The sequence below is a fragment of the Weissella paramesenteroides ATCC 33313 genome (genome assembly GCF_000160575.1).
GTDB lineage: Bacteria > Bacillota > Bacilli > Lactobacillales > Lactobacillaceae > Weissella > Weissella paramesenteroides.
In genome coordinates this window covers 161,840-185,977 of record NZ_GG697132.1, presented here as the reverse complement: position 1 = coordinate 185,977, position 24,138 = coordinate 161,840, and the positions used below count along the sequence as shown (strand labels likewise).

General features: G+C 37.9%; 21 protein-coding genes and 1 tRNA gene. 18 read left to right on the top strand and 4 right to left on the bottom strand.

Features of this window, described 5'->3' with window-relative positions; translation table 11 throughout:
- Position 1 precedes the first annotated feature (1 nt).
- The 11 genes from HMPREF0877_RS07755 to HMPREF0877_RS07705 all read left to right on the top strand — a co-directional run bounded on the left by HMPREF0877_RS07755 (position 2) and on the right by HMPREF0877_RS07705 (position 12,879).
- Positions 2-1,792, top strand: coding sequence for an ABC transporter ATP-binding protein (locus HMPREF0877_RS07755; RefSeq protein WP_002828776.1), 1,791 nt, complete (start codon positions 2-4; stop codon positions 1,790-1,792).
- 191 nt (positions 1,793-1,983) lie between these two features.
- Complete coding sequence (locus HMPREF0877_RS07750) at positions 1,984-2,460, top strand: glutathione peroxidase (RefSeq protein WP_002828775.1); 477 nt, start codon at positions 1,984-1,986, stop codon at positions 2,458-2,460.
- Positions 2,461-2,734: 274 nt separating this feature from the next.
- On the top strand, positions 2,735-3,787 hold the full coding sequence (locus HMPREF0877_RS07745; protein ID WP_002828774.1) for a 2,3-butanediol dehydrogenase: 1,053 nt from the start codon (positions 2,735-2,737) through the stop codon (positions 3,785-3,787).
- A 167-nt stretch (positions 3,788-3,954) separates the two neighbouring features.
- Complete coding sequence (locus HMPREF0877_RS07740; protein WP_002828773.1) at positions 3,955-4,494, top strand: NADPH-dependent FMN reductase; 540 nt, start codon at positions 3,955-3,957, stop codon at positions 4,492-4,494.
- A gap of 115 nt (positions 4,495-4,609) precedes the next feature.
- Complete coding sequence (locus HMPREF0877_RS07735; protein ID WP_040761008.1) at positions 4,610-5,794, top strand: MFS transporter; 1,185 nt, start codon at positions 4,610-4,612, stop codon at positions 5,792-5,794.
- Between the two features lie 302 nt (positions 5,795-6,096).
- Positions 6,097-6,522, top strand: a complete 426-nt coding sequence (locus HMPREF0877_RS07730) for a hypothetical protein (protein ID WP_040761005.1) — start codon at positions 6,097-6,099, stop codon at positions 6,520-6,522.
- Between the two features lie 64 nt (positions 6,523-6,586).
- Positions 6,587-7,963 (top strand): 23S rRNA (uracil(1939)-C(5))-methyltransferase RlmD, encoded by a 1,377-nt coding sequence (rlmD, locus tag HMPREF0877_RS07725; protein WP_002828770.1) that lies wholly within the window; start codon positions 6,587-6,589, stop codon positions 7,961-7,963.
- A gap of 152 nt (positions 7,964-8,115) precedes the next feature.
- Complete coding sequence (locus HMPREF0877_RS07720) at positions 8,116-9,099, top strand: LacI family DNA-binding transcriptional regulator (protein WP_002828769.1); 984 nt, start codon at positions 8,116-8,118, stop codon at positions 9,097-9,099.
- Positions 9,100-9,253: 154 nt separating this feature from the next.
- Complete coding sequence (locus HMPREF0877_RS07715) at positions 9,254-10,528, top strand: MFS transporter (RefSeq protein WP_040761002.1); 1,275 nt, start codon at positions 9,254-9,256, stop codon at positions 10,526-10,528.
- 18 nt (positions 10,529-10,546) lie between these two features.
- Positions 10,547-11,977, top strand: a complete 1,431-nt coding sequence (locus HMPREF0877_RS07710; protein WP_002828767.1) for a glycoside hydrolase family 32 protein — start codon at positions 10,547-10,549, stop codon at positions 11,975-11,977.
- Positions 11,978-12,000: 23 nt separating this feature from the next.
- Positions 12,001-12,879, top strand: a complete 879-nt coding sequence (locus tag HMPREF0877_RS07705; protein WP_002828766.1) for an ROK family protein — start codon at positions 12,001-12,003, stop codon at positions 12,877-12,879.
- A gap of 45 nt (positions 12,880-12,924) precedes the next feature.
- Here the strand turns inward: HMPREF0877_RS07705 and HMPREF0877_RS07700 are convergent, their stop codons facing one another.
- Together HMPREF0877_RS07700 and HMPREF0877_RS07695 are read right to left on the bottom strand one after the other, a co-directional pair.
- Entirely contained in the window at positions 12,925-13,437 is a 513-nt protein-coding gene (locus tag HMPREF0877_RS07700) for a hypothetical protein (protein ID WP_002828765.1), read from the bottom strand.
- Positions 13,397-14,092 (bottom strand): phosphatase PAP2 family protein, encoded by a 696-nt coding sequence (locus HMPREF0877_RS07695; RefSeq protein ID WP_002828764.1) that lies wholly within the window; start codon positions 14,090-14,092, stop codon positions 13,397-13,399. Before HMPREF0877_RS07695 ends, HMPREF0877_RS07700 begins: the two co-directional genes overlap by 41 nt.
- A 155-nt stretch (positions 14,093-14,247) precedes the next feature.
- Here HMPREF0877_RS07695 and leuS point away from each other — a divergent pair, with 155 nt between their 5' ends.
- The 5 genes from leuS to HMPREF0877_RS07670 all read left to right on the top strand — a co-directional run bounded on the left by leuS (position 14,248) and on the right by HMPREF0877_RS07670 (position 21,718).
- The gene (leuS, locus tag HMPREF0877_RS07690; protein ID WP_002828762.1) at positions 14,248-16,662 is read left to right on the top strand and encodes a leucine--tRNA ligase; all 2,415 of its coding nucleotides are present in this window, start codon (positions 14,248-14,250) and stop codon (positions 16,660-16,662) included.
- A 191-nt stretch (positions 16,663-16,853) separates the two neighbouring features.
- A complete protein-coding gene (locus HMPREF0877_RS07685) occupies positions 16,854-17,924 on the top strand; it encodes a glycosyltransferase (RefSeq protein ID WP_002828761.1) in 1,071 nt (356 codons plus the stop codon).
- Between the two features lie 88 nt (positions 17,925-18,012).
- Positions 18,013-18,085: transfer RNA gene (locus HMPREF0877_RS07680), tRNA-Arg, on the top strand.
- A gap of 26 nt (positions 18,086-18,111) precedes the next feature.
- On the top strand, positions 18,112-20,115 hold the full coding sequence (locus HMPREF0877_RS07675; RefSeq protein WP_002828759.1) for a putative polysaccharide biosynthesis protein: 2,004 nt from the start codon (positions 18,112-18,114) through the stop codon (positions 20,113-20,115).
- A gap of 337 nt (positions 20,116-20,452) precedes the next feature.
- Positions 20,453-21,718, top strand: a complete 1,266-nt coding sequence (locus tag HMPREF0877_RS07670) for an aminoacyltransferase (protein WP_002828758.1) — start codon at positions 20,453-20,455, stop codon at positions 21,716-21,718.
- A gap of 90 nt (positions 21,719-21,808) precedes the next feature.
- Here HMPREF0877_RS07670 and HMPREF0877_RS07665 read toward each other — a convergent pair whose 3' ends face one another.
- Both HMPREF0877_RS07665 and HMPREF0877_RS07660 read right to left on the bottom strand, forming a co-directional pair.
- Entirely contained in the window at positions 21,809-22,717 is a 909-nt protein-coding gene (locus tag HMPREF0877_RS07665) for a magnesium transporter CorA family protein (RefSeq protein ID WP_002828756.1), read from the bottom strand.
- 135 nt (positions 22,718-22,852) lie between these two features.
- Entirely contained in the window at positions 22,853-23,248 is a 396-nt protein-coding gene (locus HMPREF0877_RS07660) for a pyridoxamine 5'-phosphate oxidase family protein (RefSeq protein ID WP_002828755.1), read from the bottom strand.
- Positions 23,249-23,400: 152 nt separating this feature from the next.
- Here HMPREF0877_RS07660 and HMPREF0877_RS10270 point away from each other — a divergent pair, with 152 nt between their 5' ends.
- Positions 23,401-23,538 (top strand): hypothetical protein, encoded by a 138-nt coding sequence (locus HMPREF0877_RS10270; RefSeq protein ID WP_164223838.1) that lies wholly within the window; start codon positions 23,401-23,403, stop codon positions 23,536-23,538.
- 189 nt (positions 23,539-23,727) lie between these two features.
- Complete coding sequence (locus tag HMPREF0877_RS07655) at positions 23,728-24,060, top strand: DUF7671 family protein (protein ID WP_002828753.1); 333 nt, start codon at positions 23,728-23,730, stop codon at positions 24,058-24,060.
- Positions 24,061-24,138: the final 78 nt, after the last annotated feature.

Genomic DNA, 24,138 nt, shown 5'->3' with positions numbered 1-24,138 from the left:
TATGGCGAAAAAAAGTGAATCTGTCTGGGCGCATAGCATTCCTCTCAAACAACAAGTAAACATTATCAAGCGCTTATTTTTGTTTGCCAAGCCATTTAAATGGTACTTTTACTGGTCAATTATTTTTTCAGCGGTTGTTAGTGTTATTAATATTTTGTTGCCTAAAATTATCCAAATATACTTTGACGACTATTTGGCCAAACATCAAGCAACGATGGGAATCATTTGGTTCTTTGCCGGATTATACTTATTTGGGATGATTATTCGAGCGATCACTGAGTTTGGCGAAACGTACTTGTATAGTATGGGTGCTGAATATATGTTGGAAGATACGCGACGAATTTTATTCAAAAAATTACACCAATTGGGGATGCGTTATTTTGATCAAGTACCGAGCGGATCAATTTTATCTCGATTAACAAACGATACCATGGCATTTCAGAATTTTTGGCAATTATTTAGTAGCTTGATTATTGCCATATTTTCGATGGTTACAGCATTCTTTGCAATGTTTACCACGGACAAAGAAATTGCCCTATGGTTGACTATTTTTTGGCCATTTTTAGGACTTATTATTTGGTATTACCAAAAGTACAGTTCAAGAGTCTATCGTCGCATGCGTGAAAAATTGAGTGCGCTTAATAATAAGTTGGCTGAATCAATTAATGGTATTAGTGTTATTCAAGAATTTCGACAAGAGACACGAGTTGATAATGAATTTCAAGAGGTTAACAGTGAATATTTGGCGACTCGCAAGGCAATGATACGAGTCAATTCCCTATTGTTAGGACCAATCATCAACTTGTTTTATGCTTTAGGAACAGTCGTCGTATTGGGGATTTTTGGTATTCACGGATTACATTCTTATGTTGCCGCTGGTGTGGTCTACGCATTTGTCACATATCTAGAGAATTTTTATAATCCAATGGGACAAGTCATGGAGAGTTTTAGTGACTTTCAAGATGGTATCGTGGCCGGAGCCAGAGTGTTAAGAATCGTTGATGAACAAACTTTTGCACCACAACAACATGAACAAGCTAATGCCACTTTAACATTGGGGAAAATTGAGTTTCGGCACGTCACTTTTTCTTATGATGGTAAGCATCCTATTTTAAAGGATGTGTCATTTATTGCTGAGCCAGGCCAAACGATTGCTTTAGTTGGTCAGACAGGAAGCGGGAAGACGTCAATTATTAATATATTAATGCGCTTCTATGAATTTGGCTCTGGTGAAATTTTATTGGATGACCGCGATATCAGAGATTATCCAATGGCGGAATTACGTTCAAAAATGGGACTGGTATTGCAGGAACCATTTATGTTTTATGGCACAATTAAATCAAATATTCGGTTATTTAATGAGCAAATAACCGATGAACAAATAAAAGAAGCGGCTAAATTTGTTAGTGCAGATACATTCATCGATAAATTGCCAGCTAAATATGATGAGAAAGTGATTGAACGAGGAGCAAGCTATTCAACTGGTGAAAAACAATTGATTGCGTTTGCTCGAACGATTGCAACAAATCCGAAAATTTTGATCTTGGATGAGGCAACTGCCAATATTGATACAGAAACTGAACAGTTAATTCAACAAAGTTTGGCGAAAATGCAAACCGGACGAACAACAATCGCTATTGCACACCGTTTATCAACAATTCAACATGCTGATACGATATTGGTTTTACATCAAGGAGAGATTGTTGAACGTGGCACGAATGATGAACTCATGAAACAACACGGCGCCTATTATGACATGATTCAAAAACAAAACATGGCTCATGAGTTGTGAAAAGCGTCGTTAGTTGCTTACTTTTAATTAGGTTTAATCATTAGACTTTATAATGAAAGTTATGATAGGCTTTGAGCGTAGAACGATTACCCAATTTGGAAACAAATTTTTAAGCGTAATGACGATCATGTTCTATTCAGTATTGTGCAAGTTGTCGCTTAAATACTTTTATTTGTAGGAAGAAGGATATTATGACATCAATTTATGATTTTACGGAAACTGAAATGAACGGGAAAGAAATCAATTTAAAAGATTATGCTGATAAGGTTGTCATCATTGTTAATACCGCAAGTAAGTGTGGTTTAGCACCTCAACTTGAAGGATTAGAAGAATTATATAAGAAATATCAAGATGATGGGTTGGTCGTACTAGGATTACCTTCAAACCAGTTTAAACAAGAGTTGGACACGGATGAAGAGACTAGTGATTACTGCCAAGTGCATTATGGCGTTACGTTCCCAATGACAAAGCGGGTCATGGTTAATGGTAAAGATGAAGATGAATTGTTTGCGTATTTAAAAGATATGTCAGGTAATGGTTCGATCAAGTGGAATTACACAAAGTTTTTAATTGGACGTGATGGCCAACTAATTCATCGTTATGCACCAATTACTACCCCTGAAAAAATGGAAAAGGAAATTGTTACCGCATTAGGCGTGCAAGTTTAAGTGATATATTGTGATTTTTAAAACATACACATCCCCTTTTTTATAGAATATAATTTAAAATATGTAAGCGTTTTTATGTTAATTAATTCACATTTATCCCTGTTGCAATCGTGTTTCCTAAAAAAAGGACTTTTATTGTTTCGTTTTTAGGTATGCTTACTATTGCACAGTTTGAAATTAGGGAATAGAATGTAGTTATTCATGAGATATACATTTTGTGAAATGATGATTTTAGTATTTATTTTAAATAATATATGTTTTTGGGGGTATTAACATGAAGGCAGCAGTATGGCATGGCGTAAAGGATATTCGTGTTGAAGATGTAGACTTGAAGCCAGCAAAGGACAATGAAGTCGTTATTCGTGTGGCATATGCAGGAATCTGTGGCAGTGACTTGCATGAATACTTAGAAGGACCAGTTTTTATTCCAGTTGATAAAGTTGACGAATTGACTGGTGGCGAAGCACCACTAACAATGGGACATGAATTCTCAGGTGTCATTGAATCAGTTGGTAAGGATGTTAAGAACTACAAAGTTGGAGATCATGTATCTGTTAACCCAACTGTGACACATGGTGAATCACCAGATGATGTGGATGTTTATGATGGCTACAGTTTCATTGGTCTAAGTTGCGATGGTGGTTTTGCTGCCCATGTTAATGTACCAGAAGGTAATCTATATGCATTGCCAGAAGAATTCCCACTAAAGTTGGCTGCAACGATTGAGCCAACAGCCGTCGCTGTACAAGCGGTTAAAGAAGGTGGCTTGAAGTTTGGTCAAAAGGTTGCCATCTTCGGTGCCGGACCAATCGGTGTGCTAGTTGCCGCAGCTGCAAAGGCTGCTGGTGCTACTAAGATTGTTGCTATTGATCTATCAGCCGTTCGGTTGGAAAAGGCATTGACTATGGGAGCAACTGATGTTGTGAACCCTGGTGAAGTTGATGATGCAGTTGCTGCTGTCCGCGAAATTTTGGGTGGTGGTGCAGATGTATCATTTGAAGTTGCCGGTGTACAACCTACTTTTGAGCAAGCAATCGATGTAACGAAAGCTCGTGGAACGGCAGTGATCGTTTCAATCTTTGCTCACCCAATCTCATTTGACCCAATGCAATTAATGAATGCTGGTGTTAAGTTGACATCAACGATTGCATACTCACGTGAGACCTTCCAACAAACAGTTGATCTTGTTAGCTCAGGTCAAATCAATGTTGAGCCAGTTATTACGGATATTATTGGTTTGGATGATGTCGTTGAAAAGGGATTTGATCGCCTATCAACAGACAAGTCACAAGCTAAGATCTTGATTGACCTAACTAAGGAAGATTAATCAGACTGAATTTTAGATAAAAGTAAGTACGTATCGAATTGATACGTACTTTTTTGCTAACTGATTTACTTATTAAAAATAAGTGTTTAAAACTTCCAAAAAGTAAGCTAAACTAGTATTAACGAATTAATTGTTGTACATACGAAAGAAATTTAAGGAGAATTAACATGACAAAATATGGTGTAATTGTTGGATCACTTCGTAAGAACTCATACTCATTGGGTGTTGCAGAAGCATTGGTTGCTGGTTTGCCTGCAGATGCTGAAGTAACATACTTGGATATCTCAAAGTTGCCTTTGTATAACCAAGATTATGATGAAGCTTCACCTGCTGAATACACAGAATTCCGTGAAGCTGTTAAGGCTCAAGATGCATTTATTATTGTAACGCCAGAACACAACCGTAGTGTGCCAGCTGCATTGAAGAATGCTTTGGATGTTGCTTCACGTCCATGGGGACAAAGTGTTTGGGCAGGTAAGCCAGTATTGCCAGCTTCTCAATCAATTTCTGGTATTGCTGGTGTGGCTGCACACCACGTATTGCGTAACTCATTGGACTTCTTGGATATGAAGATCATGCACCAACCTGAGTTGTTCATTGGTAACACCATGGAACTTGCTGATGAAAACGGTAAGATCACTAACGAAGGTACCAAGGAATTCTTGGCCGGTGTTGCTGGTCAATTCGCTGAGTTTGCAACAAAGTAAACGACTAAATTTTCAAATATAAATATTTAAGTCAGTTATATTTAAAATAGCTGGCTTTTTATTTTGTCCATTTTATTATATGGTTGTGAGTAGAACTTATTTGAAGGAGCAGAAAATGAAGAAAAAGTGGTTATTTACACTGAGTATTGTCTTATTAGGTGTCGTCATGCGATCAACATTTACCACAATACCAGTAGTTATTGATAATGTTGCGCATTCATTTGGGCTACCTGTTAGTCAACTTGGCATACTGACAACCTTGCCATTATTAACTTTTGCAATTTTTTCACCAACGACAAGTTATTTCACACGTCGTTTTGGTATGGAAAAGACCTTGTTAGTTGCTTTGTTACTCGTACTATTTGGGTCACTTCTACGTGTTGCCAGTGCATCAATGTTATTTATCGGCACAATTTTAGTTGGTTCAGGAATTGCCTTTATCAACGTTTTGTTGCCAGCGACATTGGTTAAATTTACCCCTAATAAAATTGGTGCGTACACGTCATTATATAGCACAACCATGACATTGATGACCGCAATTTTTCAAATCATTGCAGTACCAATTACCAAGGCCTTTAGTTGGCAAATGTTGGTATTATTCTTGTCAGTCATTGTTTTCTTAGTTGTGGTAACGTGGGTGTTGCATATGGCTATAAATGTTGACACATCTGTTAATCAACGAGTCCATTCAGTTGATAATATGCCGGATCAGGTTCATCCATGGCGTAATAAATATGCATGGGCGATGTTAGTCATGGCTGGTATTCAATCAGCAGTTTTTTATACGAGTATCGCCTGGGTGCCAACGGTTGCACAACATACCGGATTAACAGCAACGCAATCAGGCTGGGTTATTGGGGTCATGTCACTGATTGGTATTCCGGCATCAATGTGGGTACCAAGTTTCTTAGAACGGGCGAACTATAAGCAACGTGTGCGTTTTATGACTGGTGCAACAGTGTTGTGGTTAATTGCAATCATTATGATGTATAACACGCAAGCAGGTCTAGTTTGGTGGCTAATTGTGACTAGCTTTATCGGGTTAGGCGGCACGGCTGTCTTTGTCTACATGGTAACATCATACGCAATCAGAACGCGCAATCCATTGGAAAGTTCAGCGTTATCAGGTATGGCACAAACGGGTGGTTATTTAATTGCTGCTGGAGCTCCTTGGGCTTACGGTGTACTGTTTGCACAACTTGATAGCTGGTTCCTACAGACAACAGTTATGGCTATCGCAATATTGATTTTTATTGGTCTTATGTGGTTTGTCGAACGAGATCAGACTATTTTTGAATAGTTGTTTAGGAGAGCGCGACAAAAGTCGTTTTGAAGCCGGTGTGTAACGTTATTTGCGCCGTTTTTGGCCGAAGCAGAGCGAAGGACAGGAATGGCGCAAATGGCGTTACATTGAGGCTTCAGACTTTTGGAGCGCGTTTATGCTATATGAGCTACAGAATTATAATTCATATAATTTTAGTAAACAAAGTTGGGACTTTTTTTCGTTCCAACTTCTTTTTTTAAAAACGAATAAAACCTCGTCTGAGTCTTCGGAAAGTAATTGATATAATAAGCTCTACCAGTAATGAAATGGGGATAAATATGGTGGCAACGAATTTAGAAGTACACAACTTAATGACAGTAGATGATTTCATGTCGTTTAAAAATAATGATTTTAAGCATTTACAACAAGATTTTAAGCATTTACAACAAGATGTTGCTTCTTTAAAACATGAAAGTATGCATTATAATGATGAAATTTCTGGTTTGAAAAGTGATGTACAACTTTTAAAAGGTAGCGTAACTGAATTACAGGTGGACGTTCGTTATTTAAAACGCGATGTCAGTGACTTGAAACAAGATGTTCAAGAATTAAAATTAGATATGGCAGAAGTTAAAGTAGGTTTGAAAACAATCGTGGCAGATATGCGATTTTTTAAATGGTTAATTGGGGTTAGTGTGGCGCTGCCAAGTATAATCTGGATGGTTCAACAGTTGTGCCGTCTTATCGGATGCCCAATTGATTGATTGCCTACAATTAATAAACTAGTATAATAGGAAGCAGAATGCTAAAGATAATGAGAGAGATAATATGAGTCATACAATCATGCCTGTTCGTTTGGGACAAAAATTGACGGGTCAGGTAATTGATGTTCTCTATAATGGTTTTGGTGTTGTGATGTTGAATGATTATTCGATTCACATGGCAAATGCTTTTCCTGATGAGACAGTCACTTTTGAAATAACACAAGTTAATCGAAAGTTTGCCCGTGCAGAGGTGATTGATGTCGTAGACCCATCACCAGATCGCTTGGAAGCTGGTAAAGATTATCTACTTGATGTCGGAATTGCGCCGTACATTAACTTACGTTATGAAGCACAACTAAAGTTAAAACAATTTCAGGTGGAAAAATTTTATGCAGCAGCAGGTATTGATGCAAATATTGCACCAACAATAGGTATGGAGAATCCAACACATTACCGCAATAAAACTGTGGTACCCATCAAACGTGATGGCGATAAGCTAGTGACAGGATTTATTAAACGACGAACACCAGGAGAAATTCTCCCTTTAAGTGATTACTATGTTAATGATCCTGTTATTGATCAAACAATTGGCACAGTTCGCGATATTTTAAATGCACACCATATTTCGGTATTCAGTGATGAGACACAGCAGGGTGAAATGCGCTACATCATGGTGCGCCGCGGTTATTATAGTCATGAATTAATGGTTGTTTTAGTTGCGCAAACGGCAACTATTAAAGATGAAATGGCTATTGCAAACGAAATTGCGGCAATTGTGCCAGGAATTCGTAGCGTTGTTTTAAATCATAATCCAAGAGCCTTACATTTGTTAATGTCTGGTGATAATCGGACATTATGGGGGGCAGATGCTATTCACGATACCTTGCTTGGCATAGAATTTGAAATTGGACCAAACTCGTTTTATCAAGTAAATCCACAAACAACAGAAGTGCTGTATGCCTTGGCTGCTAGAAAGGCAGAACTAAAGCCAACGGATACAGTCATTGATGCTTATTCAGGTATAGGAACGATTGGATTAACAGTTGCCAGCCAGGTAAAGCAGGTGTTAGGGGTTGAGGTAATTGAACGTGCGGTTATTGATGCGCAAAAAAATGTGATGAATAATCAAGTGAAAAATGCGACGTTTATTACTGCGGATGCGCCAGCACAGATGCATCGATGGCAGCAGGAAGGGTTACATGCTAATGTTATTTTTGTTGATCCACCTCGTCGGGGGTTGACCAATGAATTACTTGATGCAGTAACTGAGATGCGACCAGATCGGTTTGTTTATGTGTCATGCAACCCAGCAACAATGGCAAGAGATGCGAAATACTTAATCGAACAAGGCTTTCATATTAAAGGGGATGTTCAACCACTGGATCAATTCCCACAAACTGCCCATGTTGAAGTTGTGACCGTTTTTGAACCGAATAATTAAAAGAGAGAGCGAGACGAAAGTTATTTTAAACAGAAAGGGTTGGAACATTTTCTTGGTTCCAACCCTTTCTGTTTAAAAAAAGCGAATTGTTAAGGGCTTTGATACAATAATATTATTAAGATAAATTTTGAAAGGCAGTATGGTTATTAGATATGAAACCAAAATTAGAAGACGTCGCAAAATTAGCTGGTGTGTCAAAAACAACTGCTTCACGAGTGCTTAATAATAGAGGTTATTTAAGTGAAAAAACGTTAAAAAAAGTACACGATGCTATGGAGCAACTCAATTATCAGCCCAATGCAGCGGCTCGACAATTGTTTAAGCAAAAAACGGGTTTAATCGGACTTATTTTTCCGACAGTATCAAATCCTTTTTTCGGCGAATTAGTTGATTATTTAGAATACGAATTGTATCAGAGACAATTTAAGGTTATTATTGGTAATTCCTTGCAGGATATATCCAAAGAGACGGATTATTTAAATCAACTATTAGCTGGCCAGGTTGATGGATTGATTGTTGGTACACATAATCAAGGTATTGCAGAATATAAATATAGCCATTTACCAGTGGTAGCAATTGATCGTGTAATGAATAGTGATATTCCGATAGTAGAGTCAGATAATTACAATGGTGGTGTACTGGCAACAGAGAGATTAATTAAGTCAGGTGTTAAACAAATCATTCACACAAATGGACCAGTTGATTTAGAAACACCTGCAAATCGACGCAGATTAGCATATGAAAAAGTTATGCAGGATCATGGGCTACCACACAACACATTTACGGTAGATTTCAGACTATCCTATAACGAAAAAAAAGAGCAGTATAATAAATTATTTGATTTATATCCTAATGTAGAAGCAATATTTGCATCAAATGATGTGGATGCAAAAATCATTATGACAATTGCTGAGGAACGTGGTAAAAAGATACCAGATAATTTACTAGTAGTCGGTTATGATGGTACAGAATTAATGCGCAATATTGTGCCAGAATTAACGACAGTTATACAGCCCATTGAAGAGATGGCCAAAACAGCGGTGGATGTTCTAATAAAGCGTATTTCTGGCGTTCAAACAGAACCGGAATACATATTACCAGTAACTTTATGGGACGGTCGGACCGGAATTAAATAAAGGGGAAAAGACCAGTTATCTGGTTTTTTTTATTTAAGTATATATCAACCGGTTGACATACGTTTTCAAAACAGTATATAATACAATTCGTGAAAGCGATTACATTCCAGTGACTGCATTATACAGTTATCTTTCTACTATGGGGGGACGTCGTATGTCTAAATATATGAAGGCTTTTAAAAATGAGTCTTATCTTCAAAGTTCAGTGACAATGTTATTGTACTTCGCATCTTGGGGTATTTGGTGGTCTTTCTTTCAATTATGGTTAACTGCCAAAAGCGGTTTGAATTTGGATGGTAGTGCCGTTGGAACAATTTATTCTGCTAATTCATTAGTGACCTTAGTATTAATGTTTTTTTATGGCACTTTACAAGATAAATTGGGAATTAAAAGGCATTTACTAATATTCAGCGGTGTTTGTGCGGCATTAGTAGGTCCATTCTTTATTTATGCTTATGAACCAATGTTACATACTAACTTCACCATGGGCTTGGTGGTTGGTTCAATTTTTCTTTCGGCAGGATTTTTAGCAACGACAGGTATTTATGAGGCACTAGTTGAGCGCTTCAGTCGCGTTTTCAAATTTGAATATGGTCAGGCACGCGCATGGGGATCATTTGGCTATGCAGTGGTTGCACTATTGGCTGGCCATTTATTTGTCATTAACCCTGATTTAAATTTCTGGGTTGGATCAATATTTGGTGTGCTATTATTGCTAAATGTTTGTTTTTGGGTGCCAAAAGCTGAACGTCTTGAACGAGTACGTAGTGCTCAAGAAACTGAAAAAACAGTACCAAGCGTAAGAGAAATGTTGTCTTTGTTGAAAATGCGTGATCTTTGGGTAGTTATTGTCTTGATTTTCTTTACATGGACTTTCTATACTGTATTTGATCAACAAATGTTTCCGAGCTTCTATGCAGGATTATTTTCATCTGTTGCACAAGGTCAACAGATGTACGGTAATTTGAATTCGATCCAGGTCTTTGTTGAAGCAATTATGATGGGTATTGTACCAGTCATTATGAATAAAATTGGTGTTCGTAACACATTATTGTTAGGAATTGCAATTATGGCAATTCGAATCGGATTATGTGGCTTTATTGATAACCCAGTTGCTATTTCGTTTGTGAAGATGTTGCACTCGTTTGAAACACCATTATTTATTCTGTCGATTTTTAGATATTTTACACTTCATTTTGATACAAAATTATCGGCAACATTGTATATGATAGGCTTCCAAGTTGCCGCACAGTTAGGTCAGGTTTTCCTTTCAACACCGTTGGGTATGTTACGAGATAACTCAGGTTATGCAGTGACATTCCATATTATTACAATTATCGTTATCGCTGCGGGAATCTATGCATTCTTTGTTATTAAAAAAGATAATCAAGATGTTAATGGCGAGCCATTAGTTAGTAAAGCTGCTTAAGTAAGAAAGGAATTTTTAATGATGAATGATACATTTATGCAAGTAACTAATCCACGTTATCGTCCACATTTTCATGTGACAGCGTCAGCAGGTTGGATAAATGATCCTAATGGTTTTGTTTATTTTAAAGGTTATTATCATATCTTTTACCAATACCACCCTTACAGTGCAGAATGGGGGCCAATGCATTGGGGACATGCACGCAGCTTAGATCTTGTTCATTGGGAATCATTACCAATTGCGTTGACTCCTGAAAAGCCAATTGCAAAAAATGGTATTTTTTCTGGTAGTGCAATTGTTAAAGATGACAAACTATACCTAATGTATACGGGACATCATTTTGGTGAAAGTGGTCATGATGATGATTTTTATGAAGATCAAAACATTGCAATTAGTGAAGATGGCATTCATTTTAAAAAGTATGAAAATAATCCAGTGATTTCGATGCCACCAAGCGATAATACTGCGAATTTCCGTGATCCTAAAGTTTGGCAACAAGGAGATATGTATTACGTCATTTTAGGTGGTCAAACGAAAGCAGAAAAAGTTGGGCGTGTGTTGCTATATGCTTCAAAAGACTTACTTAATTGGACATATGAAGGTGCTATTGCGCAAGCTGATACAGCAGACCAAGAGGGTTATATGTGGGAATGCCCGGATATTTTCTCGCTTGAAGGGCAAGACGTTTTGTTGATGTCTCCGCAGGGTATTCAGCCAAATCATGAAAAATATTTAAACTTACACCAGACAGGTTATATGATTGGTAAATTGGATGTTGATACAGCGCAATTTGAAAGAAATGCATTTGTCGAAATAGATCATGGTCATGATTTCTATGCAAGTCAGACAATGTTGGCACCGGATGGTCGTCGATTGATGTTTGGCTGGATGGCAATGTGGGAGAGTATTATGCCAGAACAGGCTGATGGTTGGGCAGGTGCCTTAACTTTTCCTAGAGAATTAACGATTAAAGATAATCACATTTACATGAACCCAGTTGCGGAGCTTGATCAGTTAAGGATTAATGGTTCAAAAAAAGCAGTGCCATTTACACCGAACGCTACAGAACAATTAGTCCTGTCAGAAGCTGATAGTCATGAAGTGCAACTACAATTAAAGACAGATGAAGACTATACTTTGAAATTTATGGCAGAAAATGATGCTGTTCTTACGTTACACTATGATCATCAGGCAAACAAACTAACCATTGCAAGATCAGATCGTCCAGATCAACGTGTTGGCTATGTGAAGTCAGCAGCAGTCATGACATTGCAGTTATTGATAGATCGTAGTTCAGTAGAGTTCTTTATTAATGATGGTGAAACAGTGTTTACAGAACGTTATTATAGTGAGATTCATCCAAATGTTGTGCTGGATAAAATCAACTTTGCGGATGTACAAGCAACAACGTATGAATTAGAGAAAAACACGGTTAAATATAAAAAATGAAATGATAAAATAGGAGAAGAGAAATGCCACTTTTAGGAGCAATTGAAGCAGGTGGAACAAAGTTTGTTGTTGCAGTAGCTGATGTGAATGACCCAGATACGGTGATTGCTCGGAAGAGTTTTCCGACATTGGATGGGCCAGCAACTATTAATCAAGTTATTAACTTTTTTGATCAATTTCCAGATATTGCCGCTATTGGGATAGCTGCTTTTGGACCAATTGATATTAACCCACAAAGTCACACGTATGGTTATGTTTTGGATACACCAAAAAGAGGCTGGTCAGGCTATGATTTCTTAGGTGCAATGAAAGCGTGGCGTGATATACCTTACTATTGGACAACTGATGTGAACGGTGCTGGGTGGTCAGAATATGTATCCGGAGCAGCCAAAGATGTTGAAAATGTTGTCTACTTAACGGTTGGTACAGGAATTGGTGCAGGGATTATTCAACATGGTCAATTGTTAAGCGGTAATTCACATCCTGAAGCCGGACATATTATGATGCGCAAACATCCTAAAGATCAATACGCTGGTCATTGCCCATTTCATGGTGACCGATGCTTAGAAGGATTAGCTTCAGGACCAGCTATTGAAGAACGTTGGCATGAGTCAGCTAAGTCATTGCCTGACGATCATTTAGCTTGGGAAATTGAAGCAGAATACCTTGCACAGGCACTCGTAACCTATACGACAATTTTACGACCTGATAGAATCGTCTTTGGTGGTGGTGTGCCTCATCGTGAGATTTTATTGCCAATGGTACGTGAGTCATTTGCACAACAATTGGCTGATTATCTACCAGTTGGTCAATTAGATAAATACATTGTCCATGTTGATCATGGTGATAATGCTGGCGTTTTAGGTTGCTTTTACTTAGCAAAATCGTTGTTAGTATACTAATTAAAAAATCATCGTCTACGGTAATTTTTCGTAGGCGATGATTTTTTAATGACGTTGTACGACCAAGGCGCTATTCTGTGCTAAAACATCTTGGTAATAGGCAACGCTATAAGAATTTTCTGGTAATTTTGCTAAGTAATTTTTGATTGGAGATAATAACGAATCGTCTTCACTAAGTAGACATAATAAGCCATCTGTTTTTAGGACCATTAGTAGTGATTTAACAACTGCTTCAACATCAACAGTCGGCGTTTTTTCATCTAATTGAAAAATAGCTGCACCAACAGGACGTGTTGGATCCATGTAGGCGGGAATATTGGCAAAGTTTTTGCTGATTAAGTCCACACGTTCGTTTAAACCACTTAAAAATAAAGAAGTTGCCACATCGTCAATTTCAGATTTTGTATCTGAAAAAGCTAGCACTTTTCCAGTATCTCCAACGCGACTAGCTAAGAATCGCGTAATGTCACCATGACGGATTGTTGCATCAATGGCTAAATCACCAGGAGTGAGATATTCATTGAGTGATATTTGAACTAGATTTTGGATTGAGCGCATTTTCGAAAACCTCTCGTGTACGATATTTAAAAATTACTTCTTTTGACATGATTAATAAGAAAGTTCCTAAACCAAAGCCAGCCAGAACATCTGAAAAATAGTGGACACCCAAATAGACGCGACTAACGGGGATGGCGATAACTAGTCCAGATAATAATGTCATAAAGGCATAGCGTAGGTTGTCTTCGGATTTTAGATAGTAGTGAACTAAAACGATTAAAGAACCATATAGAAGAATGGCGTTTAGTGCATGACCCGAGGGAAATGAGTAACCGGATTGTTCAATCACGTGGTAGATTGCTGGACGTGGTCGATGGAAAATATGTTTAAATAGCGACATCACACCTAAACCGAAGACGCCGACATTAACCATCATAAACACAGCGACGTCTACTTTACGAATTAATAAAGCAATAATTGTCGTTACCACCATGACCAAAGCTGTCCATTTTGTATTGCCAGCACGGGTGATATTCCGAAAAAACCAAGATCTTTCTGGTGTTAATGGTTCACGAAGGTAACGGAATCCAAATTGGTCTAGCCAATGAATATAACCAAAGTCGTTAACATAGCCGATAGCTAGGACAATAAAAATGATTAACCCAGTGAAAGCTACAGCTAATTGTAGATAATCAAATTTTCTTAGATGTCTCATTTGAATTCCTCCTTCTTAATTCTTTCTCATTTAATTAGTTTAGCACAAAATGTTCCGAAAATATGAATAATAATTGATGCCCTTAATCCTTGCTGAATATTGAAAGCTCGGTCTTTTTTTGATAAAGTAAGACTATTAAAGTGAGGTTATCAATCATGGCATATCAACACAAATTAGTAGAGAAAAAATGGCAACATTTTTGGGATGAACATCAGACATTTAAAACATCAAATGTTTCTGATAAAGAAAAGTTTTTTGCAATGGACATGTTTCCGTTTCCTTCCGGTCAAGGGCTACACGTTGGCCATCCAGAAGGTTACACTGCAACAGACATTGTGTCACGTATGAAGCGTATGCAGGGCTATAATGTCTTACATCCGATGGGATTTGATGCTTTTGGTTTGCCAACTGAGGAATATGCCATTAAAACTGGTGAAGATCCAAAGACAGTGACGGCCAAGAATGTTAAGACATTCCGCCATCAAATGAAGTCACTTGGCTTGTCATATGATTGGTCACGTGAAGTTAATACAACTGATCCAAAATATTATAAATGGACGCAGTGGATTTTTGAACAATTGTACAAAAAAGGTTTAGCTTACGAAGATGAAATCATGGTTAACTGGGCACCAGACTACAATGGTGGTACCGTTGTTGCTAATGAGGAAATCATTGATGGTAAGACTGAACGTGGTGGTTATCCAGTATATCGTGTGCCAATGCGCCAATGGGCATTGAAGATTACAGCCTACGCAGATCGTTTAATTGATGATTTGGATGATTTGGACTGGCCTGAGGCGATTAAGGAACAACAACGTCATTGGATTGGACGTTCAATTGGTGCATCAGCCAAGTTTAAGGTCCAAGATTTTGACGATGAGATAGAAGTTTTCACAACACGTGCGGACACTTTGTTTGGTGCAACGTATCTTGTGTTGGCTCCTGAGCACAAATTAGTTGATAAGATTGTCAGTGCAGATCAAAAAGCTGCAGTTGATGCCTTTAAGAAGGAAATTGCTTCTAAGTCAGATTTGGAACGTACAGATTTGAATAAAGACAAGGCTGGTGTATTCACTGGTGCTTATGCAATCAACCCTGTTAATGGTGAGGCATTGCCTATCTGGATTGGTGATTATGTCTTGGCTTCATATGGAACAGGTGCCATTATGGCGGTTGCTGCACATGATACTCGTGACTATGATTTTGCTAAAAAGTATGATCTACCAATTCGTCCAGTTATTGAAGGTGGAGATGTTACTAAAGAAGCTTATACTGGCGATGGTAAGCATATCAATTCTGGTTTCCTAGATGGCTTGGGTAAAGAAGAAGCTATTACGAAGATGATCGATTGGCTTGAAGAACACCATGCTGGTCATAAGAAGGTGAACTATCGTTTGCGGGATTGGATTTTCTCACGTCAACGTTATTGGGGTGAACCTATTCCAGTAATTCATTGGGAAGATGGTGAGCAAACGCTAGTTCCTGAATCAGAATTACCATTACGTTTACCAGAAGTTGATAACATCATGCCTTCTGGTACGGGTGAGTCACCTTTGGTCAATGTGGATGATTGGGTCAACGTTGTTGATGAAAATGGTCGTAAAGGTAAGCGTGAGACTAACACGATGCCACAGTGGGCTGGTTCATCATGGTATTACCTACGTTACATGGATCCACATAATGATCAAGAAATTGTTTCGCCAGAAGCTGAAGCATATTGGCAAAATGTTGATTTGTACATTGGTGGTGCAGAACATGCGGTGCTACATTTGTTGTATGCACGTTTCTGGCACAAAGTATTGTATGACCTTGGTGTTGTACACACGAAAGAACCTTTCCAAAGATTGGCTAATCAAGGAATGATTCTTGGTGAAAACCACGAAAAGATGTCAAAGTCTAAGGGTAACGTTGTTAATCCAGATGATGTGGTTGAAGAGTACGGTGCCGATACATTGCGTTTGTATGAAATGTTTATGGGGCCTTTGGATCAATCAATTGCGTGGTCTGAAGAAGGCTTAGCTGGATCACGTCGTTGGTTAGAACGTGTTTGGCGTTTGTTTATTGACGATGATGACAAACTTCGTGATCACATTACAACCATTAATGATCATAAGCTAGATAAAATCTATAATGAAACTGTTAAGAAGGTCACTGAAGATTATGAGAACTTGCGCTTTAATACAGCAATATCTCAAATGATGATTTTCGTGAATGAAGCCTATAAGCAAGATAGTTTGTCAGTGCAATATGTTGAAGGATTTATTAAATTACTTAACCCAATTGCACCTCATATGACAGAAGAATTGTGGAGCTTCTTGCATGCGGATGAATCAGTTGCCTATGCAGAGTGGCCAACTTATGATGAATCTACATTAGTTGCTGATGAAATTGAGCTTATTCTTCAAGTGAACGGTAAGTTACGTGGTCATGTGACAGTTGCTGCTGATGCTGACCGTGATGCAATCACTGCCGCAGCAAAGCAAAATGAAAATGTGCAAAAGCAACTAGACGGTGCAGAGCCTAAAAAGGTGATTGTTGTACCTGGTAAGTTAGTTAACTTTGTGGTATAAAAGCAAGCAAAGAAAATTAATCCGTTAAATTAGAATAAGCGATACTATAGGTAGGTTTTAGTCTGAGCATAGGGTAGTCAGTTGAAACATAAGTGACTATTGTATACGAGAATAAGACCGCTGATCTAATCATTTTAATTTGGTAGATTGGCGGTCTTATTTATGTTCTAAGAAACTGAAGGGGGATTATCATGACAAAAAAAGTGTTAATGACTGTCGAAAATTTGAGTATGGGTGGCTTGAAACGTGCAGCAACAGTTGTTGGTAATGCAATTTCAGATTTTGCTGATGTTGCATTTTATCAATTGGCTGATGTACCAAGTTACTATGATCTCAAAGGGGAGTTAATTCCCGCTGTGCATCCAGTTATGCCAGAAAATGGTGCTAAGCCTTTGGAAAAATATGCGCAACAAATGTCAGACTTGGCGGATGTTATCTTACAACATGATATTGATGTGCTAATTTTAAATGCAGGTATTTTAGCAAGTTTTATTCCTTATTTAAAGGAACGTGCGCCAAGAGTCAAAATGATTGCGTGGATGCATAATAACATTCAAACTTATTTTAATCAGTATTACCGAGAGATGCGGCCAGAATTTGTTGCGGGTATTAAGGCTGCAGATGCCGTTGTTGCTTTGACTGAGTCTGATTTACAAGGTTTTCAAACGGTGACCGATAAAGCACAAAAAATTTGGAATCCGGTAACGATGCCAATTCAAGGACGCGCAGATCTAACCAAAAAAGTGATTGCTTTTACTGGACGCATTGCGATTCAACACAAGGGAATCGATATTTTGCTACATTTAGCGAAACGGTTACCTGATGATTGGCATATCGCCATCGCTGGCGAAGGATTGCCTAAGGATATGGCAGCGTTTAAACGGTTGATTAAAGTTAACGATGTTGCAGATAAAATTATTTATCGTGGTGGTTTACGTGATGAAGCATTGTCGGATCATTATCGTGAGGCATCTATTTTCTTAGCCACATCACGATGGGAAGGTTTGCCATTAGTTTTGGTAGAAGCAATGTCTTTCGGACTACCAATTGTTTCAACGGACAATACGGGAGCTGTGGAAATTTTAGATGGTGGTATCTACGGTGAATTAGCAAAACAAGATGTTGATTCATTGTGGTATCGTTTAGAACCAGTCATTCAAAGTATCGAAATGCGCGAAACCTTAGCGACAAAATCGTTAGAAAGAGCACAAAGTTTTGCGATAGCGCCAATCTTAAAACAGTGGGCAGCGCTAATAAATTAACAGTTAACCCATTATTTGTAGATGGTGTGTGAAAAACATCTACAAACAATGGGTTTTCTTGTGTATAATAATGTATTAGGTTGTCATTGGCGCTATAGTTCAACAGGATAGAACAAGGACCTCCTAAGTCTTAGATCACAGTTCGAGTCTGTGTAGCGTCATCGAATTATTAGGAAGGGGAAGTAACATGGCTGACGATAAATCACACCAATCACAAAATGGCTCGTCAACGTCGCCATTTCGGCGTGATATTAGTTTCGAAGAATTAAATCAATTACTGAATGGTAAAAAAATTGATGAAATTTTTGAAGAACGCCATGATAAAACATCCTCTGAGGATAGTATCACGGAAGATAACATTCTCTCTGATCAGAAAATGACAGAGGTGAAGGTTCGGCCAAATGGTGTTTCGACATTTAAGGTACATGAAGTACCAGACACGGTCATAGAAAAAACGAATATGGTAGCACCTACAGTTGTGGATGCGACTAATACAGTACAAACACCAACTGCTATTCCTGCGCAAGAACCGGTTGAGAGCGAAGAGCCAACAGCAGATGTTGAAACTGAAGAAACGGAGATGGCTGCTAAGTCTCGTATGCTTCGCGGTTCAGCTTGGATGACTATTGGTAATCTTGCATCGAGGTTGTTGGGTGCATTGTACATTATTCCGTGGATTGCGATGATTGGTAATGTGTATTATAATCTTGCCAATTCGTTGTTCTCACAAGGCTATCAAATATACAGTGTTGCTTTGTTGATATCAACAGCTGGACTACCAAATGTTTTAGCGCGTCTAGTGGCAGAGTACAGTGCCTCCAAGCAATATGATGCTGTCCGACATGTCTTTCGACAAGCCATTAATTTGGGAGCGATTCTAGGAATTGCTGTCGGTGCTATTCTCTATTTATTAGCAGGTCTCTTGTCTCAAGGAGATCCAAATGTCGTACGCGTGATTCATGCGTTGTCTGCGGCCGTGGTAATTATTCCAATTCTATCTATGTTACGAGGTTACGTACAGGGATTTGAATTTATGGGTCTATCAGCTTGGTCGCAGTTTGTTGAACAATTAGTACGTGTCATCTATATGTTAGCAATGACCTATTGGATTATGATTGGACACCATGGAAGTTGGGTAGATGCAACTGTTCAGTCAACATTTGCAGCCTTTTGGGGTGCATTAGCCGGTATCCTAGTACTATTGTTAGGCATTGTCATGCGGCGTCGTTTCTTTGCAGAACAACGTAAACATGCTGTTAGAACACGTCATTTTGACGCACGAGCTGTCTTGATGAAAATGGCTCGTCAGTCTGTACCAGTTATTTTTGCAGGATCTGCCATTTCACTAGTACAAGTGTTTGATCAGTACACATTCTTTAGAATTATACGTGCCTTTACGGATATTTCGAATGGCGCAATGCAAGCAATGTATGCACAATTCGCCTTTAATTCTAATAAGTTAGTGATGTTGGTTGTTTCATTAGCGGTTGGTATGGCAGAAACAGCTTTGCCAATGTTGGCTCGGGCAAGAGAAATTGGTGACCGAGAAAATATTGGTCAGCAAATCCAATTCGCATTAAAGTTGTTAGCGTTTGTTATGGTACCTGCAGTTTTGGGAATGGTTGCAATTGCACGCCCACTGTATGTGTTGTTCTATCGTACATCAGATTTGACGAATGGTACCTTGATTTTGCAATTTGCTAGTTATTCAGCAATTTTCCTAAGTTTGTATATGGTCGTATTAGCCATTTATCAAGGATTAGGTCGTTTGCGTTATACAGTGAGATTGCTGATCTTTATATTTGCAGTTAAGATTGTTTTGCAAGTACCATTAACAATTTGGTTACAGGGTATGGGACCATTGGTATCAACGACGATTGCTTTCTTATTGGGTATGATCATTGCTATTCGTCACTTAGCAAGTTTGTATCATATTGACTGGGCATCATTTAATGACACCTTTGTAATTATTTTATTCTGGAGTTTGTTAATGTATGCTGTGGTTGCACCAATTTCATATACAATCGGATTGTTTACGCCAGACACTAAGTTATGGCAGTTACTGAATTTAGCGATCTCTGGTGGTGTTGGTGCGGCGATTTATGGCGTTGCAGTACTTAAAACACATGTTGGAGAAGCCGTATTAGGTCCACGTGCGACTTGGCTAGCGCATAAATTACATTTAAAGTAATATGATGATTAGGATAAAGTTGAACTCAATGATTGAGCTCAACTTTTTTTAAATTAAGAATGTGGATAAGTCTGTGCAAAACCCTGATTTTCTGTGGATAAATGGTGGAAAAAGGTGGAAATACTGTGACTTTTTCCACTGGTACGGTCTAATTTAACATAAAATAAACAGCATTTTTTTACAAAAGACGGAAAAATCGCATGATGGAGATTGTTTTATAAGTCATTTTGATATTTTTAAATGTGGAAAACTATATTATTCAGTACTTTTTCAAAATTTAAGTTGGATAGCGTATAATTCAAAGTAATAGATAAGAAGATAAGGAAATGGGTTAACTATGACACGTTCATTTAAAGAATTAACAACAGAACAATTTGAGTCATTTGCACAAACACACCCTGCTGGTAGTTATCTACAAACAGCAGCACAATCGCGTTTATTGGCTCGTCGTGGCTGGCAAACAAGTTTGGTCGGTTTAGTTGAAGAAAATCAAGTGGTTGCAGCTGCTGTGTTGGCATGGATACCTGTTCGAATGGGAAACATGTTCCAAATTGATGGTGGCATGCTTATTGATTTTAGTGATCAAGATTTAGTGGCGGCGTTTGTGGATGGCGTGATGGCATTTGCGAAAGAGCACCGTGGTTTATTTTTGCGGATAATGCCCAATGCGATTTATCGACGTTTTGACGATGAAGGTCAGCAAATTGGCAATACAGAAAGCACAGTGATTGATGCCTTAACAAGAATTGGCTTTGAGCATACGCCTGCTACCAAAGGGTGGACAACAAATTCTTCACCATCATGGCAATATGTTAAGCCATTACAACCAATACTAGATGCTCAAGATACGACAAAAGCTTTACGGGCATCTTTTGGTAAAGATGGCAAGTACTACTTAAAGAAAACTGATCAATTTGGCATCAAAGTTCGTCGCCTAGAAAAAGCTGATTTACCTGACTTTAAAGCATTGACACAAGATACAGCTAATCGGCTAAATTATCATGATAAAGATTTAGATTTTTATCAAACTGTTTTTGATGAATATGGTGATGATGCCTATTTTGTATTTGCAGAAATGAATTTTCCTGCGTATATTAAGGGACAACAACAGGCACGTGATCACTTAGCTGAAGTTGTGGCTAATCTTGATGCACGAATCGCTGAAAAGCCTAACTATAAAAAGCTAAAGCGTCAACGTGCGGAATATGCAGATCAGCATAAGCAACATGAAAAGCGTATCACGCAAGCAAAAATGGCACATGAACAGGCTGGTAAAGATGTGGTAACTATTGCGGGTGCCTTGTTCTTAGCAACTGCTAATGAAATGATTTATTTGTACTCAGGTACTTATGATGAGTACAAGAATTTTTATGGACCATACGCAGTCCAAGAGTATGCCTTTGAACAAGCACTAAAACGCCAAATTCCGCACTATAACTTCTATGGTATTTCAGGTGTGTTCGATGGTTCTGATGGTGTCTTAGGTTTCAAGCAAGGATTTTCGGGTCATGCTGAAGAAAAGGTTGGTTCATTCGTTCGCCCAATTAATGGTCCTAAGTATGCTATCTATCATTTCTTGAAAAAGATTTTAGCACGCGGCTAATTAATACATGTTTAGCACAAAGAGGTTGAGACAAAAGAAAATGTCTCAACCTCTTTAAACATACTCTAAAATACTGAAGGGATTGTGTATTTATTTTTTAAAAAAGCCAAAATGCCAAAGAATCATTGTAATGATTACCATCAAAATGATTGTAATAATAACGGTATAAAGCCAACCACCAGCAGCATGCGTGAAAGGTAAAGCAACGTTTTGACCAAAGAAGCCGGAAACAATGGTGGGCATCGTTAGAACGATTGAGGAAACCGTTAATAATTTCATGGTCCAATTTAAGTTTGCATTTGCAACGTTGTCAAATGCGTTCGCGACACTACTTGTTACCTCTTGAGACAATTTGCCGGTATCTAAAGCTTGCTGCAATTCAACCGCAACATCATCAATACGCTCAAGCTGTTTTGTGTTTAAATGTTGACGATCATGCATTTGTAGTGTGTTTAATAGAGCATGATCTGTTTGTAATGAATTAATTAAATAAATTAAATCAGTCTGAAGTGACATGAGTTGATTGATTGCTGGTTGGGTTGGTTTAGTTGATTTAATTGTACTTTGAATAGACAAACGTTTACGATTGATGGTCAAAATTGACTTCATGAATTCACTAGACAATGACTCCGTGAGACCTAAAATGAGATCAATTGGTTGTGCGAGCTGTGTTTCAGCTAATTTCATTAAATGATTAATGGCATAGTTGGTCTCTTTACGTGTGAATAGATAAAGGACGGATTGATCAATTGTATATAAAAAACTAATTGGTTCAGTGGTTGCTCGGTTTGACGTAGGTGTCACAATGTCAAATATCATTAAATTATATCGATTGATATCATCATATTCCATTCGGGCACTTTCATAAGGGTCAATAGCATAGTCAATCAATTCGTTAGGGATGCCATGATTATCAACTAGCACGACGCGATCTTCAGGTGTCATTTCACTAACTTGGTACATTTTGAATTTAGAAAATAATTTTTGCTCTTTTATCATAGAATCTACTTTCTCACTAGAATATATGTATAGTTAATTATAATAAGTATAACGAAATAATTAATATATTTTTAGACTAAAAAAGGATTGGCACATTTTCTTTTGTGCCAATCCTTTATTCGTCAATATTAAATTTTAAGAAATCTGTGTGCCAGCCTCTAATGTGTTATCTAATTTAAAGATACTTTCAATATCGATGATAACATATGCAGCACGAGGGAAACGTTCGTAAAGACTAGCGGGAATATTCTCCTTTGCCAAGTCATCATCTTGATGAATATGAACTTGACCTTCAAAGCGGAAGCCCTTTTGTGCCGGACGATCAGCAACAGCAACGGCTGCATGACCATTAACCGTTAAGTTATGGAATGCATGACGAAATGTATGTTCAAAATAGGCTAAATGAGAATCATCCAAAACGTGGAGAGATCCCTTTGGACCAACTTTTGGCATCCCGTTTTCATCGGCGGTAGCTAAGAAAGGTAACTGTTCACTAAGCATTTGTTTCATTTCTTCTGTTAATTTAGCCATGGTAAGTCCTCTTTTCGATTATTACTTACTAATTATAAGAGTGATGTTCTTTAAAATCAAATTTCTTAGCCTACAAATAAAGATGGTTGACGAATAGTATAAATATCGGTATACTTGAAAAGTTATCGATAACAAAAATGGAGGAAATAATTATGGCAGTTAGATCACCATATAATTCATGGGCCCGTCGTCGTCCAGTTTCACACGACTACTCAAAGAAAGTTCGTAGTGCTGAAGTTGTTAACATTCAACAATGGGCAAAAGGTAAAGCTGAATTAGAATCAAAGTAATTTGGCATTATTTAGTTACGAAATGAAAGCGAGACAAAAGTTGTTTTGAAGCCGTTACATTACGGTTTCTGACTTTTGGAACGTGTTTAAGAAGACTAGCGTAGATATACGTTAGTCTTTTTTTATGTAGAATTTCCCAGGGGTTGTTATAATGAAAATAATTGATTAGTAAATGAGGTGGCGTGTGATATGGCAAGTAAGTACCCAACAGCAGAATTAATTGGGGTCGTCATGGTTCAAAATAATAGTGGTCAATATGAACCCAAAGAAAGTCAACTTGATGCCAATGCATTTCATAGTTGGCGGGTTGGTAAACATACCAAGGGCAAGTTGGGAGCTCCGGGACAATTGTTTCTTACCGAAAATAATTTAATTGTGATGTTGGTTGCAATTGAACCATTGGCTTTTAAAAATCGGCATGACATAACACCAATGGCACGCTTTTTAACAACATTAGTTCCTGATCAAGTAAAAATGCAAGTGTTAACAAGCTATCAGCATGAGAAAAAGTCAGTGAATTAAGGTAATGCTTTTTTAAGATTTTCGGGTTACACTGATAGCTACAGAATGTTTTTTTGTCAATTTATAGGGGGAATATTA

Coding starts and splice junctions, on each gene's coding strand:
- HMPREF0877_RS07755 (WP_002828776.1), top strand. CDS start 2: ATGGCGAAAAAAAGTGAATCTGTCTGGGCGCATAGCATTCCTCTCAAA.
- HMPREF0877_RS07750 (WP_002828775.1), top strand. CDS start 1,984: ATGACATCAATTTATGATTTTACGGAAACTGAAATGAACGGGAAAGAA.
- HMPREF0877_RS07745 (WP_002828774.1), top strand. CDS start 2,735: ATGAAGGCAGCAGTATGGCATGGCGTAAAGGATATTCGTGTTGAAGAT.
- HMPREF0877_RS07740 (WP_002828773.1), top strand. CDS start 3,955: ATGACAAAATATGGTGTAATTGTTGGATCACTTCGTAAGAACTCATAC.
- HMPREF0877_RS07735 (WP_040761008.1), top strand. CDS start 4,610: ATGAAGAAAAAGTGGTTATTTACACTGAGTATTGTCTTATTAGGTGTC.
- HMPREF0877_RS07730 (WP_040761005.1), top strand. CDS start 6,097: ATGGTGGCAACGAATTTAGAAGTACACAACTTAATGACAGTAGATGAT.
- rlmD (WP_002828770.1), top strand. CDS start 6,587: ATGAGTCATACAATCATGCCTGTTCGTTTGGGACAAAAATTGACGGGT.
- HMPREF0877_RS07720 (WP_002828769.1), top strand. CDS start 8,116: ATGAAACCAAAATTAGAAGACGTCGCAAAATTAGCTGGTGTGTCAAAA.
- HMPREF0877_RS07715 (WP_040761002.1), top strand. CDS start 9,254: ATGTCTAAATATATGAAGGCTTTTAAAAATGAGTCTTATCTTCAAAGT.
- HMPREF0877_RS07710 (WP_002828767.1), top strand. CDS start 10,547: ATGATGAATGATACATTTATGCAAGTAACTAATCCACGTTATCGTCCA.
- HMPREF0877_RS07705 (WP_002828766.1), top strand. CDS start 12,001: ATGCCACTTTTAGGAGCAATTGAAGCAGGTGGAACAAAGTTTGTTGTT.
- HMPREF0877_RS07700 (WP_002828765.1), bottom strand. CDS start 13,437: ATGCGCTCAATCCAAAATCTAGTTCAAATATCACTCAATGAATATCTC.
- HMPREF0877_RS07695 (WP_002828764.1), bottom strand. CDS start 14,092: ATGAGACATCTAAGAAAATTTGATTATCTACAATTAGCTGTAGCTTTC.
- leuS (WP_002828762.1), top strand. CDS start 14,248: ATGGCATATCAACACAAATTAGTAGAGAAAAAATGGCAACATTTTTGG.
- HMPREF0877_RS07685 (WP_002828761.1), top strand. CDS start 16,854: ATGACAAAAAAAGTGTTAATGACTGTCGAAAATTTGAGTATGGGTGGC.
- HMPREF0877_RS07675 (WP_002828759.1), top strand. CDS start 18,112: ATGGCTGACGATAAATCACACCAATCACAAAATGGCTCGTCAACGTCG.
- HMPREF0877_RS07670 (WP_002828758.1), top strand. CDS start 20,453: ATGACACGTTCATTTAAAGAATTAACAACAGAACAATTTGAGTCATTT.
- HMPREF0877_RS07665 (WP_002828756.1), bottom strand. CDS start 22,717: ATGATAAAAGAGCAAAAATTATTTTCTAAATTCAAAATGTACCAAGTT.
- HMPREF0877_RS07660 (WP_002828755.1), bottom strand. CDS start 23,248: ATGGCTAAATTAACAGAAGAAATGAAACAAATGCTTAGTGAACAGTTA.
- HMPREF0877_RS10270 (WP_164223838.1), top strand. CDS start 23,401: ATGGCAGTTAGATCACCATATAATTCATGGGCCCGTCGTCGTCCAGTT.
- HMPREF0877_RS07655 (WP_002828753.1), top strand. CDS start 23,728: ATGGCAAGTAAGTACCCAACAGCAGAATTAATTGGGGTCGTCATGGTT.